The organism is Kribbella sp. NPDC051586, assembly GCF_044453965.1.
Lineage (GTDB): Bacteria > Actinomycetota > Actinomycetes > Propionibacteriales > Kribbellaceae > Kribbella.
In genome coordinates this window covers 584,779-600,183 of the sequence record NZ_JBITDF010000001.1, presented here as the reverse complement: position 1 = coordinate 600,183, position 15,405 = coordinate 584,779, and the positions used below count along the sequence as shown (strand labels likewise).

Below are 15,405 nucleotides of genomic sequence, written 5' to 3'. Positions count from 1 at the left end.
CCTTGAGGTGATCTGGATCACGATGAATCCAGCTACTTTGGGGGGAAACCATGAGAGCTGTCTATCGGGTACTCGCAGGTCTGATCGCCATCGGCGTCGTGGTCCAGGCCATGGCCATCGCGGTCGGCTGGTTCACCGCGCTGAAGGACATGGACGACGGTCTGGTCATCGACAAGAACTACGACGGCAACTGGGGCCACAATCTCCACAGCATCGTCGGATCAACGGCCATCCCGTTGCTCGCCTTGCTGTTGCTGATCGTCTCGTTCTTCGCCCACGTCGAGCGTGGCGTGAGGTGGGCCTTGTACGTGTTCGGCCTCGTCGTGCTGCAGATCGCCTTCGCCTTCGCGGCGTTCATCGCGCCGGTGGTCGGCGCGCTGCACGGTGCGAACGCGTTGGCGCTGCTGGCGGTGGCCGGAATTGCCGCCCGTCGCGCCGCCGGTGCTCCCGCGGCGGCTGCCGCACCGGAGTCCACCGAGGCGCCGGCTTAGATGCCTTTGGCAACTGACAGGCGGCGGCCGTGACCCTGCGGCTGCCGCCTCGCCGGGTCCTGATCGGGCTGCTGGCGACGATCGTCGTGCTGACGCCGATCGTCTTCCTCTGGGCGCGCAGCCTGGTTCCGAACGACCTGTCGCCGATGTCGATGGGGTACGCCGACTACGGCGGCGGCCCGGTGCCGGAACATCTCCACCACGGCGAGGATGTCAGCCAGCTGATCGGCCCGCCGACGCAGAAGCCCGACGTGGTGGTGGATCTCGTCGCCCGTAAGGAGCGCTTCGACATCCCCGGCCGCGGCTCGATGGACGGCTTCACGCTGAACCACACCTCGCCCGGCCCGCGGATCGTCGCAAAACAAGGCGATCTGATCCAGGTCACGCTGCACAACGACAACGTGGCGGACGGGATCACGCTGCACTGGCACGGTGTCGACGTACCGAACGGCGAGGACGGTGTCGCGGGCGTCACCCAGGACGCGATCAAGCCCGGGCAGTCGTTCGTGTACCGCTTCATGGCGAAGGACGCCGGCACCTACTGGTACCACTCGCACCAGGTCTCGCACGAGCAGGTGCAGAAGGGGCTGTACGGCGTACTGATCGTCCGGCCGACGCCTGGCGACGTGATCGCCGCCGTGCACACCTACGACAAGGTCCGCACGGTCAACGGCGAGTACGGCGAACGCCGCGTGAAAGCACCGGGTCCGACGGCCCGCGTGCGGTTGATCAACACCGACAACGGACCGATGGCGGCCTGGGTCGACGGAGCGCCGTACAAGGTGGTCGCGGTCGACGGGACCGACGTGAACGCGCCGACCGAGGTGACTGGGAAGAGCGTGCTCGTCACGGCCGGCGGGCGGATCGACCTCGAGGTGCGCACGGACAAACCGGTGCGGATCGGGCTCGGCGGCGGCCCGACCACGCTGGTGATCGGCGACGGCGACGCGCCGACCGGGGCCCAGCCGACGGACCGGGTCGACCTGCTGACGTACGGCGCACCGAAGGCGATCGGGTTCGATCCGGCGAAGGCGACCCGGGTGTTCCAGTACGACATCGGCCGGCGGATCGGGTTCTTCGACGGGAAGCCCGGCCTGCGCTGGTGGACGATCAACGGTCATCAGTACCCGGACGTGCCGATGTTCGTGGTGAGCGAGGGCGACATCGTCCGGATGACGATCAAGAACACCTCGGGTCAGGTCCACCCGATGCACCTGCACGGCCACCACCTCGTCGTACTCAGCCGGAACGGGGTCAAGGCGACCGGGAGCCCGTGGTGGACGGACTCGCTCAACGTCGAGGACGAGGAGACCTACGAGGTGGCCTTCGTCGCGAACAACCCGGGCATCTGGATGGACCACTGCCACAACCTGCCGCACGCGGCGCAGGGCCTGGTCACCCACCTGATGTACACCGGCGTCAGCACGAAGTTCCACCTCGGCGGCGGACCGGACAATCAGCCCGAGTAGATCGGTCGGCCGACGGTGAGCGCCTTGCGGAGCCCGTCCGGCAGGCCGTTGAAGGCCGAGTCGGGCTGGGTGCCGGTGGCGTCCAGGGTCTTGGAGAAGAAGGCCCGCGCCGCGGCGGCCAGGGCGACGTCGAGTACGTCGTCGTCCGTCAGGCCGACCGCCTTCAGGGCGTCGACGTCGGCCTGCGTGACGGTGTCGGCCGCGAGCGCGACCTTTCGGGCGAAGGCCATCACAGCCTGGTCGACCGGGTCGTTCGGCGGCTCGTCGACCAGGGCCACCACCTCTTCGGAGGTGTAGAACTTGTCGGCGAGCACCTGGCCGTGGGCGAGGCAGCAGTAGCTCGACTTCAGCGCGGTCGCGGCGGCCAGCGTGGCCAGCTCGTAGCGGCGCAGGTCCATGGACTCCTTGATCGCGCCGTTCAGCTGCTTCCAGGCGTCGTACACGGCCTGGCGCGCGGCGAAGGTCTTGACGAAGTTGGGCACGTGTCCGGCCGGCGCCCGGTTCGCCTCGAAGAACTCCGGGTCCTTGGGTGTGTCGATGAACGCCATCGTGGTTCCCCCCTTTGTGGCTCCTCTCACGGTAGGAGCGTGATACCGATCCGGCAACGGCGCTGGGAATCGAGCACTCCGGACTGGGTATGGTTCACGGGTTCGGTCGTGACACCTGCGCTGTGAGGCAGCTGAGACGAGGTGGTTCGAGTGCGGCGCGTGCTTGCCGTGGCGCTGGCGGTGGTCGTGGGTGCGACCTCGCTGACCGCGTGTGCCTCGGACCCGGCGCCGACCGATGTCGCGGTCGCCTGGGCGCCCAAGGGCCGGGCGGCGGTGCTGGTGACCTGGAAGGACACGAGCCGGCCGAACCGGATCACCATCGAGGGTGTGCTCAGCGAGAGCCCGTCGTACGTGAAGTACATCCCGGCGGGTGACGCGAACCGCTGGGAGATCCCGACGTCGGCGTTCCCGCCGGACGGGAACTACAAGGTCGCGGTCGCGACCGGGACGTCCCAGGGCGGCGTGACCAGCAAGCTCGCCAAGTCGCCGGTGTTCGACACCGACGGGCCGGTGCAGCCGAGCGCGGCCGCGGTGGCTCCGCAGGGGCGCGGCGTGCTGATCCGGTGGTCGGTGCCGGTGGCGCCGCAGGACTTCACCCCGAACGACCCGCTCGACGTGAAGGGCAAGAAGACCCAGCGGTACGTGCCGATGATCGGGCGGACCGGCCAGATGCTGAAGGCGATCGGCCCGGCGACGACCTCGAACCGGCAGGTGATCAAGAGCATCAAGCCGCCGTACGTCTTCGAGCTCCGCACGCAGAACGAGTGGAGCACGCGGATCGGCGGGCAGGTGCTCGGTCTGACCAGCTCGATCAACGCCGCGGTCCCGCCGCTGGCGCAGTTCAGCGTGCCGATCCGGGTCCGCGGGCGGGTCGTCCTGCACCAGGTCGGGTGCGACCTCGAGACGCCGTGCACGAGTCAGCGAGCGACCCCGGCGGGTGTGCCGGTCGTGGTGCTGACACAGGTCACCCCGGGCGCCCGGTGGACTCCGGCGGCGCGCGGTGCGACGACGGCGGGTGGGTACTACGACGTCGGCGTACCGACCGGCGGGAGCAGGCCGTACAAGATCACCGTGCCGGTGTACTCGAAGGGCGGCATGATCACCGGGACGTCGACCAGCAAACCGGCGTACACGAAGAGTGTCGTCCGGGTCGCTTCGGCCGGGTTCGCGGGCGGGGACACGGCGAAGAAGGCCGGCTCGACGGTGACGATCTCGGCGACGGTCAAGCCGGCGATGAACACGATCGTGATGCTGCAGGCCTGGAACCGGCAGACCCGCACCTGGGCGAACCTCAAGGCGATGGCCATGCGCCAGGGGCAGACCGCGCTGGCGTTCAAGGCCGGGCAGCCGGGCGACTTCGTCTACCGGTTCGTCATCCCCGGCGCGATGATGTTCGGCCGCCCGATGCAGGGCATCACCACGGCCGGCTTGCAGCTACACGTCCGCTGACTCGGCGGGCTTCGGCGTCGACTCGGGCTCCGGTACCTCGTGCTGCTTCGACCGCTTGCGGACCTTGTGGACGACGTACAGCGCGAGCACGACGGCCGCGATCGCGACCAGCGCCCACAGCGACACCCGGCCGAAGATCTTGTCCGCGTTGTCGCCGACCTTGTAGGCGACGATGCCGATGGTGGCCGACCAGGCGATACCGCCGGCGGCGTTGGCGGCCAGGAAGCGCGGGTAGGGCATCCGCAGCATGCCGGCCATCGGGCCCGCGAAGATCCGCAGGAGTGCGACGAAGCGACCGAAGAACACCGTCCAGACGCCGTACTTGTGGAAGTACTTCTCGGCGCGGACGATCCGGTCCTCGGAGAAGTGGTGGAACCGCCGGCCGAGTCGCTCGAACAGCCGGCGACCCGCCTTGCGGCCGATGAAGTACCCGATCGAGTCGCCGATGATCGCGCCGGCGGCCGCCGCCAGGATCACGAACTCGATCCGCAGATGGTGCTGCGAGGCGAGCAACGCGGCCGCCACCAGGGTGGTCTCACCCGGCAGCGGCACGCCCATGCTCTCGACGCCGATGACGAGCCCGACCACCAGGTACGCGAGTACGGCCACTCCGGTCGGAATGGCGATCGCCTGCGCGAGCAACAGAGGTTCCCCCATGCCACCCATAGTGACATCGCCCGCCAACCGATTTGGTGACGGGGCAACTATCCCCGGGAGATTTCAGGGTTGTGACCGTTCTCCGACGGGATCGGCGGCGGAGTGGGGGCTGTTTCACCGGTGAACGCCTTGGTGACGTTCTGCAGTGCGCTGGTGACCTCGGACGGGATGACCCAGAACGTGTTGCCGGGGCCCTTGGCGAGCTCGGGCAGCATCTGCAGGTACTGGTAGGCCAGCAGCTTCGGGTCCGGGTCGTTGCGGTGGATCGCCTCGAACACGGTGTCGATCGCCTTCGCCTGGCCCTCGGCCCGCAGGATCGCGGCCTGCCGGTCGCCCTCGGCGGTCAGGATCCGCGACTGGCGCTGGCCCTCGGCGTTCAGGATCGCGGCCCGCTTCTCCCGCTCGGCCCGCATCTGCTTCTCCATCGACTCCTTGATCGAGGACGGCGGCTCGATCGCCTTCAGCTCGACGCGATTCACCCGGATGCCCCACTTGCCCGAGGCCTCGTCGAGCACTCCGCGCAGGATCGAGTTGATGTGCTCGCGCGAGGTCAGCGTCTTCTCCAGGTCCAGGCTGCCGATGACGTTGCGCAGGGTGGTGACGGTCAGCTGCTCGATCGCCTGGATGTAGTTGAAGATCTCGTACGCCGCCGCGCGCGGATCGGTGACCTGGAAGTACAGCACCGTGTCGATGTGGACGACCAGGTTGTCCTCGGTGATCACCGAGTTCGGCTGGAACGAGACCACCTGCTCGCGCAGGTCGATCAGCGGCCGGGGCCGGTCGACGAACGGGATCACGACGTTCAGGCCGGGCTCCAGCGTGCGCAGGTACCGGCCGAGGCGCTCGACGTTGCTCGCCCGGGCCTGCGGGACGATGCGGACGGTCCGCAGAACCAGCACGACCGCGAGCAGTGCGACGACGATTCCGATGATCAGTTCGGCCATGGCTCCTCCTGGGGATGGACGAGGGCGGTGGCCCCCTCGATGGCGAAGACGTCGACCCGGGTGCCCGCGGGGATGTGCAGGTGGGGGTCGTACGAACGGGCGCTCCACTCCTCGCCGCCGATCCGGACCCGGCCGGCGTCCCGGTCACACGGAGCGAGCACGACGGCCTCCCGTCCGATCAGGGCGGCCACCCCGGTGCGCAGGTGCGGGTGTCCGGTCAGGTGCCGTCGCGCCACCGGCCGGACCAGGACGGCGAGGCTGCCGGCGGTGACGGCGAAGGCGAGCACCTGGAAGCCGATGCCGAGTCCGAGCCCGGCGATCGCGCCCGCGGCGAGCGCGGCCAGGGCGAGCAGGAGCAGGTCGAAGGTCGCTGCCATCAACTCAGCCGTGCCGAGGACGGCGGCGACGATCACCCATAGGACCCAGGACTGCATGACAAGTACCTCTACTTCGAAGGTACTCCTGGATACGTCGTTGTGTAGCTAACGGTTCAGCTGTCTTCCGGCGCCTTCCCGATCGGGACGACGGCGTACAGCGAACTGATCTGGCGGGCCCCGGCCGGGTGGTCGCTCTGGGTGCGCTTCTTCTTGAACCGGTCGACCAGGTCGTTCAGCTCCTTGCCGAACAGGATCGCCTCTTCGTGGGTGAGCCACAGCCGGGACCGGCTGAGCGTGCTGACGTCGTCCCACAGGTCGTCGTCGGGCAGCTCCTGGAACTGCTCGAGCACGCCGGTCATCGCGGTCCGCATGATCGCGTGGCCGGCCAGTCGCCCGGCTCCGCCGGTGTCGGAGTCGATCCGCAGGCTCGCGGCCCGCGCCCGCCACGGCCGCTCCCGGCCGTCCGTGGACTCCTCGGCGCGCTCGATGATGCCCCACTTCTCCAGCGCCCGGAGGTGGTAGCTCATCGCCGACGGCGTCAGGCCGGCGAGCTCCGCACACTCGGTCGCGGTCAGCACCCTGCCGTTGTAGAGCTCGTCGATGACCCGCTGCCGGGCCGGGTGGGCCAGGGCGCGGATCGCCTGCGGATCGGTGATCACCACGGCGGGCTTCTGCTTGGCCACGACGTCAGCGTAGCGAAACCCTTGACGGATCGGAATATGAAGCAGTAACTTCACATCTATGAAGCAAACCCTTCAGACTTCGATCTGGTCGCACCGCGACATCCGGCTGGTTCTGCCGGCCCGTGCGCTGTCCTACGCGGGCGACTCGATCGCCCTGATCGCGTTGATGCTGCGGGTTTCCGACGGTCACGGCCCGGCCGCGGTCACCGCCCTCTTGCTCGCGTTCGCCGTACCGACGGTCGCGATGATCCCGTTCGCCGGGCGGATCGTGGACGGGTTCGACTCCCGCGCCGTCCTGGTCTGGTCGGGTTTGCTGCAGGTCGCCGCCGGTGTCGGCCTGGCCTTCGTGCACGACCTGGTCAACACGCTGGCCCTGGTCTGCGTACTGCAGGTCGGACAGGCCGTCGCCGGACCTGCGTGGGGAGCGCTGATCCCGCGGATCGTCGGCGAGAGCCTGGTCGGCCGGACCACCGGGACCAGCCAGGCGCTGATCGGGGTCGCGACGCTGGCCGGATCGGCGGCCGGTGGCGTCCTGGTCGGGGCGGCCGGCACCCGCGGTGCGCTGCTGGTCGACGCCGCGACGTTCCTGGTCCTGGTGCTGGTGGCGCGGCTGGTTCGGACCCGTCGTCGGCCGGAGGCGGCGAGCGGCGGTGAGCAGGGTGGCGTGATGGCCGGACTGCGGGCGATCTTCGGCGACGACATCCTGCGGATCCTGGTGCCGGCGCTGTGGCTGTTCGTGGTGGTCGGCGAGGCGGTCAACGTCGTCGAGGTCTTCCTGATCACCGGCGAACTCGGCCTCGGGCCGTCCCTGTACGGCGCGGCCGGCGCGGCCACCGGCCTCGGCGCGATCGCCGGCGCCTCGTACTGCGGCCGCCTGCGGGCCGACCTCGGCCGGACCTGGGCCGTTGTCGGCGGGATGGCCGCGATCGGCGGTTCCTGCGTCCTGATGGGCCTGGCCGGGAACTTCGTGACGCTGATGATCGGGGCGACCACGATCGGCGTGGGCAGCGGGATGCTGAACGCGGCGACCAGCGCGCTGGTGGTGACGAGGTCGGCCGAGCACCTCCGGGGCCGGGTGATCGCGGCCCTGAACGGAACGATCCGGTCGTTCAGCATTCTCGCCCTGCTGCTGGGCGGCGCGGCCGGTGCGTTGCTCGGCCCGCGCGGGACGTTCGTGACCTGCGGGATCGCCTGTGCGGTGGCCGCGGCGGCGGCCGGTGCGCTGGTGCTGCGGGTAAAGGATTCGGAGCTGGAGGCGGTCAGTCACTAGCCTTTAGCCATGACTGATACACACGTGGACCCGGTGAACCCCGACAACGGGCAGGACGACCTGCCCGAGCAGATGCGGGTTCGCCGGGAGAAGCGTGACCGCCTGCTGGCGGAAGGCGTCGCGCCGTACCCGATCTCGGTGCCGCGCACGCACCTGCTGAGGGACCTGCGGGCGAAGTACGACAGCCAGGACCTGGAGCCCGACACCCGGACCGGTGAGCAGGTCTCGGTGGTCGGCCGGGTGATCTTCCTGCGCAACACCGGCAAGCTGTGTTTCGTCCGGCTCCGGGAGGGCGACGGGACCGAGCTGCAGGTGATGCTCTCGCTGGCCGACCTGGGCGAGGAGGAGCTGGCCCGGTTCAAGCAACTCGTCGACATCGGCGACCTGCTGGCGGTGCAGGGCGAGGTGATCACCAGCCGCCGTGGTGAGCTGTCCGTGCAGGTGACCGGGTGGCAGATGGCGGCCAAGACGCTGCGCCCGCTGCCGAACGAGCACAAGCCGCTCAGCGAAGAGGCCAGGGTCCGGATGCGGTACGTCGACCTGATCGTCCGGCCGGAGGCCCGCGAGATGGTCCGCGCGAAGGCGGCTGTCCTGAAGGCGCTGCGCGCGACGTACGACGGGCACGGCTTCGTCGAGGTCGAGACGCCGGTGCTGCAGCTGACCAACGGCGGCGCCGCGGCGCGTCCGTTCAGCACGCACCTGAACGCGTTCGACCAGGAGATGAAGCTGCGGATCGCGCTCGAGCTCGATCTCAAGCGGGCCATGATCGGCGGCGTCGACCGGGTCTACGAGATCGGCCGAACGTTCCGCAACGAGGGGCTGGACTCCACCCACTCGGCGGAATTCTCGATGATCGAGGCCTATGAGGCCTACGGCGATTACGACTCGATGGCCGAACTCATCCAGGAGCTGATCCGGAACGCGGGCCGCGCGATCGGCCGTACGACGATCACTGCGCGCGACGGTTCGACCATCGACGTCGAGCAGCCGTTCCGGCACGCGACGCTTTTCGGGCTGCTGTCCGAAGCGGTCGGCGAGAGCGTCGACGTGACCACCGACCTGGCCACTCTGACCAAGTTGGCCGAGCAGCACGACGTCGAGCTGCAGCCGGGCCGGAATGTCGGAGAGATCGCCGTCGACTTGTTCGAGAAGCTGTGCGAGCACACCCTGATCCAGCCCACCTTTGTCCGCGACTATCCGGAGTCGGCGCGGCCGTTGGCGAAGCCGCACCGCGAAATTCCGGGGCTGGTCGAGGCCTGGGACCTGTTCGTGAACGGCGTCGAGCTCGGGGTCGCGTACTCGGAGCTGAACGACCCGGTGATCCAGCGGGATCGCTTGGTGACACAGTCGATGCAGGCCGCCGCCGGTGATCCGGAAGCGATGGAGCTGGACGAGGACTTCCTCCGCGCGATGGAATTCGGGATGCCGCCGGCCGGCGGGATGGGGATGGGCCTGGACCGGTTGGTGATGTTGCTCACCGGGACCGGTATCCGGGAGACGATTCTGTTCCCGTTGCTCCGGCCGGAGTGATTCCCGAATCCCTCGGCAGATCGTTGCATAGCACAACGGACTGCTTCCGCAAATCCGGGGTCGAATTTATTCCGGTCCAGCCGGTTACGGACCGGATGAATACTCAAAGTTACGATGGCTGCGCGGCGTCGATGAATGACATGACCCCGGTTTGTGGGGTACAAATCAGATGCAAACAATTCGGCAGGGGGATTGTGCCCGATGGCGGGCGCGGAAAGGTTGTCATCGATGGCGCAAAGGGTTCAGGTGGTTCTCGAGGACGATCTCGACGGCGGTAAGGCCGACGAGACCGTCACCTTCGGGCTGGACGGAACGACGTACGAGATCGACCTGTCCAAGAAGAACGCCGCAAAACTGCGCGATGCGCTGGCCGCATATGTCGGCTCCGGCCGCCGGGTCTCCGGCCGCCGTGGCGGCGTGGGCCGGGCGCGTGGCCGCGGCCGGTCGGCATCGGACTCCGCCGACATCCGGGCCTGGGCCAAGGAGAACGGCTACGAGGTCAGCGAGCGCGGCCGGATCTCCGCCGAGGTGCGCGCGGCGTACAACGAAGCCAAGTAATTCGCAGTTTGTCGCCGGTCCCGGCCCCCTATGGGTGCCGGGACCGTCCGCATTCCGGTTGTTTCACAGAGTGGGACACGGCGTGTCGGATCCGATGACTGACCTGACAGGTAGTCGGGGAAATTCGCTGGTGGCGAACACGCTGTCTGATCGGGTGCACACGGGAACACGCTGGAGATCCGAGCGGTTGTCCCCTTGTGATGCCGCCCGGGCAGCCGATGCAAGCGTGATCGGCTGTTCGCCGAGAGCGAGCCTGTCGGCGCCGGGGACTAGCATGCATGTACGGGGGTCGGCCAACACGGCACGTCCGACTCCTCTGAGGCAAGGAGCGCTTTGGCGATGTTTGAACGATTTACGGACCGCGCCCGTCGGGTAGTCGTCCTGGCTCAGGAAGAGGCCAGGATGCTCAGCCACAACTACATCGGGACCGAGCACATCCTGCTCGGCCTGATCCACGAGGGTGAAGGGGTCGCCGCCAAGGCTCTCGAGAGCCTGGGTATCTCGCTCGAGGCCGTTCGCTCCCAGGTCGAGGAGATCATCGGCCAGGGACAGCAGGCCCCGAGCGGGCACATCCCGTTCACCCCCCGCGCCAAGAAGGTGCTGGAGCTCTCCCTGCGCGAGGCCCTGCAGTTGGGCCACAACTACATCGGCACCGAGCACATCCTGCTCGGCCTCATCCGCGAGGGTGAGGGTGTCGCCGCGCAGGTCCTGGTCAAGCTCGGCGCGGACCTGAACAAGGTCCGTCAGCAGGTCATCCAGCTGCTGAGCGGTTACCAGGGCAAGGAGACGACCTCTGCCGGCGCGCCCACCGAGGGCGCCCCCAGCAGCTCCCTGGTGCTCGACCAGTTCGGCCGGAACTACACCCAGTCCGCTCGTGAGGCGAAGCTCGACCCGGTGATCGGGCGCGAGACCGAGATCGAGCGGGTCATGCAGGTGCTGTCCCGGCGGACCAAGAACAACCCTGTCCTGATCGGTGAGCCGGGCGTCGGCAAGACCGCCATCGTGGAAGGTCTGGCCCAACAGATCGTCCGTGGTGACGTCCCGGAGACGCTGAAGGACAAGCAGATCTACTCCCTCGACCTGGGCGCCCTGGTAGCCGGTTCGCGCTACCGCGGCGACTTCGAGGAACGCCTGAAGAAGGTGCTCAAGGAGATCCGCACCCGCGGCGACATCGTGCTGTTCATCGACGAGATCCACACCCTCGTCGGGGCCGGCGCGGCCGAGGGCGCGATCGACGCCGCGAGCATCCTGAAGCCGATGCTGGCCCGTGGTGAGCTGCAGACCATCGGCGCGACGACCCTCGACGAGTACCGCAAGTACGTCGAGAAGGACGCCGCGCTGGAGCGCCGGTTCCAGCCGATCCAGGTGGCCGAGCCCTCGATCGCGCACACGATCGAGATCCTCAAGGGCCTCCGCGACCGGTACGAGGCGCACCACCGGGTGACGATCACCGACGCCGCGCTGGTGAACGCCGCCCAGATGGCCGACCGCTACATCTCGGACCGGTTCCTGCCGGACAAGGCGATCGACCTGATCGACGAGGCCGGCGCCCGGTTGCGGATCCGCCGGATGACGGCTCCGCCGGACCTGCGCGAGTTCGACGAGAAGATCGCGACCGTTCGCCGGGAGAAGGAGTCGGCGATCGACGCGCAGGACTTCGAGCGCGCCGCGCGGCTGCGCGACGACGAGAAGAAGCTGATCAACGCGAAGGCCGAGCGGGAGAAGCAGTGGAAGGCCGGCGACATGGACGTGGTCGCCGAGGTCGACGAGGAGCTGATCGCCGAGGTGCTGAGCACCGCGACGGGCATCCCCGTGTTCAAGCTGACCGAGGAAGAGTCGTCCCGGCTGCTCGACATGGAGAAGGAGCTCCACAAGCGCTACATCGGCCAGGAGGACGCGGTCAAGGCGCTGTCCCGTTCGATCCGGCGTACCCGCGCCGGGCTGAAGGACCCGCGTCGCCCGAGTGGCTCGTTCATCTTCGCCGGCCCGTCCGGCGTCGGTAAGACCGAGCTGTCGAAGGCGCTGACCGAGTTCCTGTTCGGCGACGAGAACGCGCTGATCAGTCTCGACATGTCGGAGTACTCGGAGAAGCACACGGCCTCCCGGCTGTTCGGTTCGCCTCCCGGTTACGTCGGCTACGAAGAGGGTGGCCAGCTGACCGAGAAGGTCCGGCGCAAGCCGTTCTCCGTGGTGCTGTTCGACGAGGTGGAGAAGGCCCACCCGGACATCTTCAACTCGCTGCTGCAGATCCTGGACGAAGGTCGCCTGACCGACGCCCAGGGCCGCGTGGTCGACTTCAAGAACACCGTCATCATCATGACCACGAACCTGGGCACCAAGGACATCGCCAAGTCGGTGAGCCTCGGCTTCTCCCAGGCGAACGACGTGGGCGGCTCGTACGAGAAGATGAAGGCGAAGGTCACCGAGGAGCTCAAGCAGCACTTCCGGCCGGAGTTCCTGAACCGGGTCGACGAGATCGTGGTCTTCCACCAGCACACGATGGACGACATCGTCCGGATCGTGGACCTGATGGTGGCCCAGATCGAGCAGCGGCTGAAGGACAAGGACATGGGGATCGAGCTCACCCCGGCGGCGAAGAAGCTGGCCGCCGAGCGTGGCTTCGACCCGGTTCTGGGTGCCCGTCCGTTGCGCCGCGCGCTGCAGCGTGACATCGAGGACGTGCTGGCCGAGAAGATCCTGTTCGGGGAGCTGCGTCCCGGCCAGATCGTCCTGGTCGACGCGATCCCGGAGGGCAAGGTCAACGACGACGGCGTGACCGAGTTCTTCGCCTTCACCGGCGCCGAGAAGTCCTCGGCGTCCGACCTGGAGCTGACCGACCTGACCACCGGCGGCGGCACCGCTCCGGGTTCCGGAGTGCAGGACTCGTAACCCTCAACTGAACACGCACATCCGAGACGCTCGGCGGGCCCGCCCCGCCGAGCGTCTCGCACGTCTCGGCGCCTCGAGGCGCTTCGCCCCCGCCGTCGAGTCGTGAGTACTGGTCCCTCGCGCCCGCCGTCGAGTCGTGAGTACTGGTCCCTCGCGCCCGCCGTCGAGTCGTGAGTACTGGTCCTTCGCGGCAGCCGATTCTCACGACTCGGCGAGGGTGAGGCGCGCCGATCGCCACGATTCGGCGAGGGGCGGTTTGGTCTGTGCCGGAATTGGGGGGAGTTGGGGGAGTACTGCGGGGCGGTGGGGAGTACTGGGGGGACACGCCTGATTTGCGCGAATGCTACTGATTGGTCGTATCGTCCTGCGGAGCGTGACCACTTCGATACGGGAGCCGGTCGCGCCCGCCAACGGATCGATGGGAAGATCGCGCAACTGCTGATGAAGCAGTTACCTACCGCCTGTCTGTCGCGTTGTAACCCTGTGACCACGCTGTTCGGACCCGGACTGTCGGAAAGGGGGCCGGGGATGGAATCATCTCGTCGCATGGACGCTCCGCGTCTGCCCCTGACCCAGGAACCGGTCGCTGACACCGGTTCCTTTGGCGTGCGGCAGGCAGGCGGAGTGCTCGAGCGGGCCCAGCGGATCGCGGACACGCTGCGCGAGCAGGCCGAGCACGAGAACGACGTGGCCCGTGACGAGGCCGACCGGATCCGCGCCGAGAACGAGCGCCTGAAGGCCGAGGCCGAGGCCGCCGCCCGGAAGCTCCGCACCGACGCGATGACGGCCGCCCAGCGGGTCCTGAGCGACGCGGAGCGGGCCGCCGAGCACCTCCGTACCGACTCCGAGGCCGAGGCCGAGCGGGTCCGCTCAGAGGCCGAGGAGGCCGCCGACCGGCTGCGCGCCGAGTCCACCGCCGAAGCCGACCGGGTACGCCGCGAGGCTGCCGCCGCGGCCGACAAGCTGACCTCCGAGGCGACCGCTGAAGCCGACCGGGTCCGGTCGCAGGCGGCCGCCATCGCGGAGCGGCTGAAGACCGAGTCGGAGTCGGCCGCCGAGGAGCTCCGGGCCACCGTCGCCGAAGAGGTCGCGAAGCGCCGGTCGGACTCCGAGGCAGCGGCCGAGCAGTTGCAGATCGAGAGCCAGGCGACCGCCGACCAGCTGCGGGCCGAGTCGCAGGCCGCGGCGCAGCGCCGGATCGCGGCCGCCGAGAGCGAAGCCGCCCGGCTGAAGGAAGAGGCCGACGAGCTGCTCGACGATGCCAGGATGGCTCGCGAGTCGGCGCAGGCCACCGTCGAGCGGGCCGGCAAGGAAGCGCAGCAGCTGGTCTCCGATGCGGGTGAGCAGGCCGCGCTGGTGTCGCAGGCCGCCGTACGCAACGAAGCCGATCTGATCGCCCGGTCCGAGGCCGAGGCGAGCGACCTGCGGGCCGCGGTCGAGCGCGAGGTCGAGGCGGCCCGGGAGAAGTCCCGCCGCGAGATCGGCGAGGCGCACGCCGAGATCGAGCGCCTCCGCGGCGAGAACCGGACCGAGCTGGAGCGCCGGACCGCGGAGCTCGAGGAGACCGAGCGGGCCAAGCTGGCCGCGATCTCGCTGGAGATCGACAAGCTGCGGGCCGAGGCCGTCGCCGAGATCGCCGAGCGCAAGGCCGAGGCCGAAGCCGGCAACGAGCGGCTGATGGCCGACGCGAGGGCGCAGGCCAAGCTGGTCGTGGACTCGATCGAGGCCGACCGCCGGACCGCGTCGGCCGAGGCGCAGCGGATCGTCGAGGACGCCAACAGGGCCGCCGAGGCGGCGCTGGCCGAGGCCGAGAAGCAGACGCTGTGGAGCAAGAAGACCGTCGACGACCTGGTCGGCGCCGCGGAGTCCGAGGCGCAGTCGATCCGCGACCAGGCCGCCGTCGACGCGGCCGAGCTGCTCCGGCAGAAGCGGGCGCACCTGCGCCGCGTGGTCGGCCGCTCGACCAGTCGCCTCAAGCAGACCCAGGACGCGATCGCCAAGGAGAACGCCGAGCTGACCACGCTCGCGGAGACCACGCTGTACGCCGCCGGCGAGCAGGCGGAGGCGACACTGGCAGCCGCCAAGCAGGAGGCCGAGAAGGTCACCGCCCAGGCCCAGGCCCGCGCCGACCGGTTGAAGGGCACGGCCGCGAACGACGCCCGCGAGATCATCGAGCGGGCCAACCGGCGCGAGGCCGAGGCCGAGTCGGCGACCCAGCACCTGCGCGAGCGCGCGGCCAACGATCTGGCCGAGGCGCAACGCCAGTCGCACGAGCTGATCCGCAAGTCCCGCGCCGAAGCCCAGCAGATCGAGGCCCAGGCCCGCGACCATGCCGATACCCTGCGGGCACAGGCACGAAAACTTCTCGCCGACGCCGAGGCGAGGGTCGCGGCATTGAACCAGCGCCGTGATGAGATCACCAAGGAGCTCACCCAGCTTTCGGGTGTGATCGAGGCACTCGCTGTACCGGGGTTCCGCCCAGGTGGTGGAATGTCCTCCAGTGAGGGTTCCACGGGGGAATCAGGATGAGGACGTGACAG

13 protein-coding genes are annotated in these 15,405 nt (G+C 68.8%); 8 read left to right on the top strand and 5 right to left on the bottom strand.

The window, feature by feature from the left end:
* Nucleotides 1–50 precede the first annotated feature (50 nt).
* Both ACIA58_RS03020 and ACIA58_RS03015 read left to right on the top strand, forming a co-directional pair.
* The gene (locus tag ACIA58_RS03020; protein ID WP_396401908.1) at nucleotides 51–491 is read left to right on the top strand and encodes a hypothetical protein; all 441 of its coding nucleotides are present in this window, start codon (nucleotides 51–53) and stop codon (nucleotides 489–491) included.
* Between the two features lie 29 nt (nucleotides 492–520).
* Nucleotides 521–1,960 carry a multicopper oxidase family protein gene (locus ACIA58_RS03015; RefSeq protein ID WP_396401907.1) on the top strand — a complete coding sequence of 480 codons (1,440 nt, stop codon included), beginning with the start codon at nucleotides 521–523 and terminating at the stop codon, nucleotides 1,958–1,960.
* Here ACIA58_RS03015 and ACIA58_RS03010 read toward each other — a convergent pair.
* Nucleotides 1,948–2,508: a carboxymuconolactone decarboxylase family protein gene (locus ACIA58_RS03010; RefSeq protein WP_396401906.1), complete on the bottom strand. Its 561-nt coding sequence runs from the start codon at nucleotides 2,506–2,508 to the stop codon at nucleotides 1,948–1,950. The genes ACIA58_RS03015 and ACIA58_RS03010 overlap by 13 nt on opposite strands.
* A 150-nt stretch (nucleotides 2,509–2,658) precedes the next feature.
* Here ACIA58_RS03010 and ACIA58_RS03005 point away from each other — a divergent pair, with 150 nt between their 5' ends.
* On the top strand, nucleotides 2,659–3,957 hold the full coding sequence (locus ACIA58_RS03005; protein ID WP_396401905.1) for a hypothetical protein: 1,299 nt from the start codon (nucleotides 2,659–2,661) through the stop codon (nucleotides 3,955–3,957).
* Here the strand turns inward: ACIA58_RS03005 and ACIA58_RS03000 are convergent.
* Genes ACIA58_RS03000 through ACIA58_RS02985 form a run of 4 tightly spaced genes read right to left on the bottom strand, consistent with a single transcriptional unit; the run spans nucleotide 3,943 to nucleotide 6,618 of the window.
* Nucleotides 3,943–4,614 (bottom strand): DedA family protein, encoded by a 672-nt coding sequence (locus ACIA58_RS03000; protein ID WP_396401904.1) that lies wholly within the window; start codon nucleotides 4,612–4,614, stop codon nucleotides 3,943–3,945. The genes ACIA58_RS03005 and ACIA58_RS03000 overlap by 15 nt on opposite strands.
* A gap of 47 nt (nucleotides 4,615–4,661) precedes the next feature.
* On the bottom strand, nucleotides 4,662–5,558 hold the full coding sequence (locus ACIA58_RS02995; protein ID WP_396401903.1) for an SPFH domain-containing protein: 897 nt from the start codon (nucleotides 5,556–5,558) through the stop codon (nucleotides 4,662–4,664).
* Nucleotides 5,546–5,992, bottom strand: coding sequence for an NfeD family protein (locus ACIA58_RS02990; RefSeq protein WP_396401902.1), 447 nt, complete (start codon nucleotides 5,990–5,992; stop codon nucleotides 5,546–5,548). The genes ACIA58_RS02995 and ACIA58_RS02990 overlap by 13 nt, the downstream gene beginning before the upstream one ends.
* A 56-nt stretch (nucleotides 5,993–6,048) precedes the next feature.
* Nucleotides 6,049–6,618, bottom strand: a complete 570-nt coding sequence (locus ACIA58_RS02985; protein ID WP_396401901.1) for an ArsR/SmtB family transcription factor — start codon at nucleotides 6,616–6,618, stop codon at nucleotides 6,049–6,051.
* A gap of 58 nt (nucleotides 6,619–6,676) precedes the next feature.
* On the opposite strand from ACIA58_RS02985, the gene ACIA58_RS02980 reads away from it, so the two are divergent.
* The 5 genes from ACIA58_RS02980 to ACIA58_RS02960 all read left to right on the top strand — a co-directional run bounded on the left by ACIA58_RS02980 (nucleotide 6,677) and on the right by ACIA58_RS02960 (nucleotide 15,394).
* On the top strand, nucleotides 6,677–7,888 hold the full coding sequence (locus ACIA58_RS02980; protein WP_396401900.1) for an MFS transporter: 1,212 nt from the start codon (nucleotides 6,677–6,679) through the stop codon (nucleotides 7,886–7,888).
* 9 nt (nucleotides 7,889–7,897) lie between these two features.
* Nucleotides 7,898–9,418: a lysine--tRNA ligase gene (lysS, locus tag ACIA58_RS02975; protein WP_396401899.1), complete on the top strand. Its 1,521-nt coding sequence runs from the start codon at nucleotides 7,898–7,900 to the stop codon at nucleotides 9,416–9,418.
* 228 nt (nucleotides 9,419–9,646) lie between these two features.
* A complete protein-coding gene (locus ACIA58_RS02970) occupies nucleotides 9,647–9,976 on the top strand; it encodes an Lsr2 family protein (RefSeq protein WP_396401898.1) in 330 nt (109 codons plus the stop codon).
* A gap of 339 nt (nucleotides 9,977–10,315) precedes the next feature.
* Nucleotides 10,316–12,865 (top strand): ATP-dependent Clp protease ATP-binding subunit, encoded by a 2,550-nt coding sequence (locus tag ACIA58_RS02965; protein ID WP_396401897.1) that lies wholly within the window; start codon nucleotides 10,316–10,318, stop codon nucleotides 12,863–12,865.
* A 546-nt stretch (nucleotides 12,866–13,411) separates the two neighbouring features.
* Nucleotides 13,412–15,394 (top strand): kinetoplast-associated-like protein, encoded by a 1,983-nt coding sequence (locus ACIA58_RS02960; protein WP_396401896.1) that lies wholly within the window; start codon nucleotides 13,412–13,414, stop codon nucleotides 15,392–15,394.
* Nucleotides 15,395–15,405 lie beyond the last annotated feature (11 nt).

Coding starts and splice junctions, on each gene's coding strand:
- ACIA58_RS03020 (WP_396401908.1), top strand. CDS start 51: ATGAGAGCTGTCTATCGGGTACTCGCAGGTCTGATCGCCATCGGCGTC.
- ACIA58_RS02965 (WP_396401897.1), top strand. CDS start 10,316: ATGTTTGAACGATTTACGGACCGCGCCCGTCGGGTAGTCGTCCTGGCT.
- ACIA58_RS03000 (WP_396401904.1), bottom strand. CDS start 4,614: ATGGGGGAACCTCTGTTGCTCGCGCAGGCGATCGCCATTCCGACCGGA.
- ACIA58_RS02990 (WP_396401902.1), bottom strand. CDS start 5,992: ATGCAGTCCTGGGTCCTATGGGTGATCGTCGCCGCCGTCCTCGGCACG.
- ACIA58_RS02960 (WP_396401896.1), top strand. CDS start 13,412: ATGGACGCTCCGCGTCTGCCCCTGACCCAGGAACCGGTCGCTGACACC.
- ACIA58_RS02970 (WP_396401898.1), top strand. CDS start 9,647: ATGGCGCAAAGGGTTCAGGTGGTTCTCGAGGACGATCTCGACGGCGGT.
- lysS (WP_396401899.1), top strand. CDS start 7,898: ATGACTGATACACACGTGGACCCGGTGAACCCCGACAACGGGCAGGAC.
- ACIA58_RS03010 (WP_396401906.1), bottom strand. CDS start 2,508: ATGGCGTTCATCGACACACCCAAGGACCCGGAGTTCTTCGAGGCGAAC.
- ACIA58_RS02980 (WP_396401900.1), top strand. CDS start 6,677: ATGAAGCAAACCCTTCAGACTTCGATCTGGTCGCACCGCGACATCCGG.
- ACIA58_RS02995 (WP_396401903.1), bottom strand. CDS start 5,558: ATGGCCGAACTGATCATCGGAATCGTCGTCGCACTGCTCGCGGTCGTG.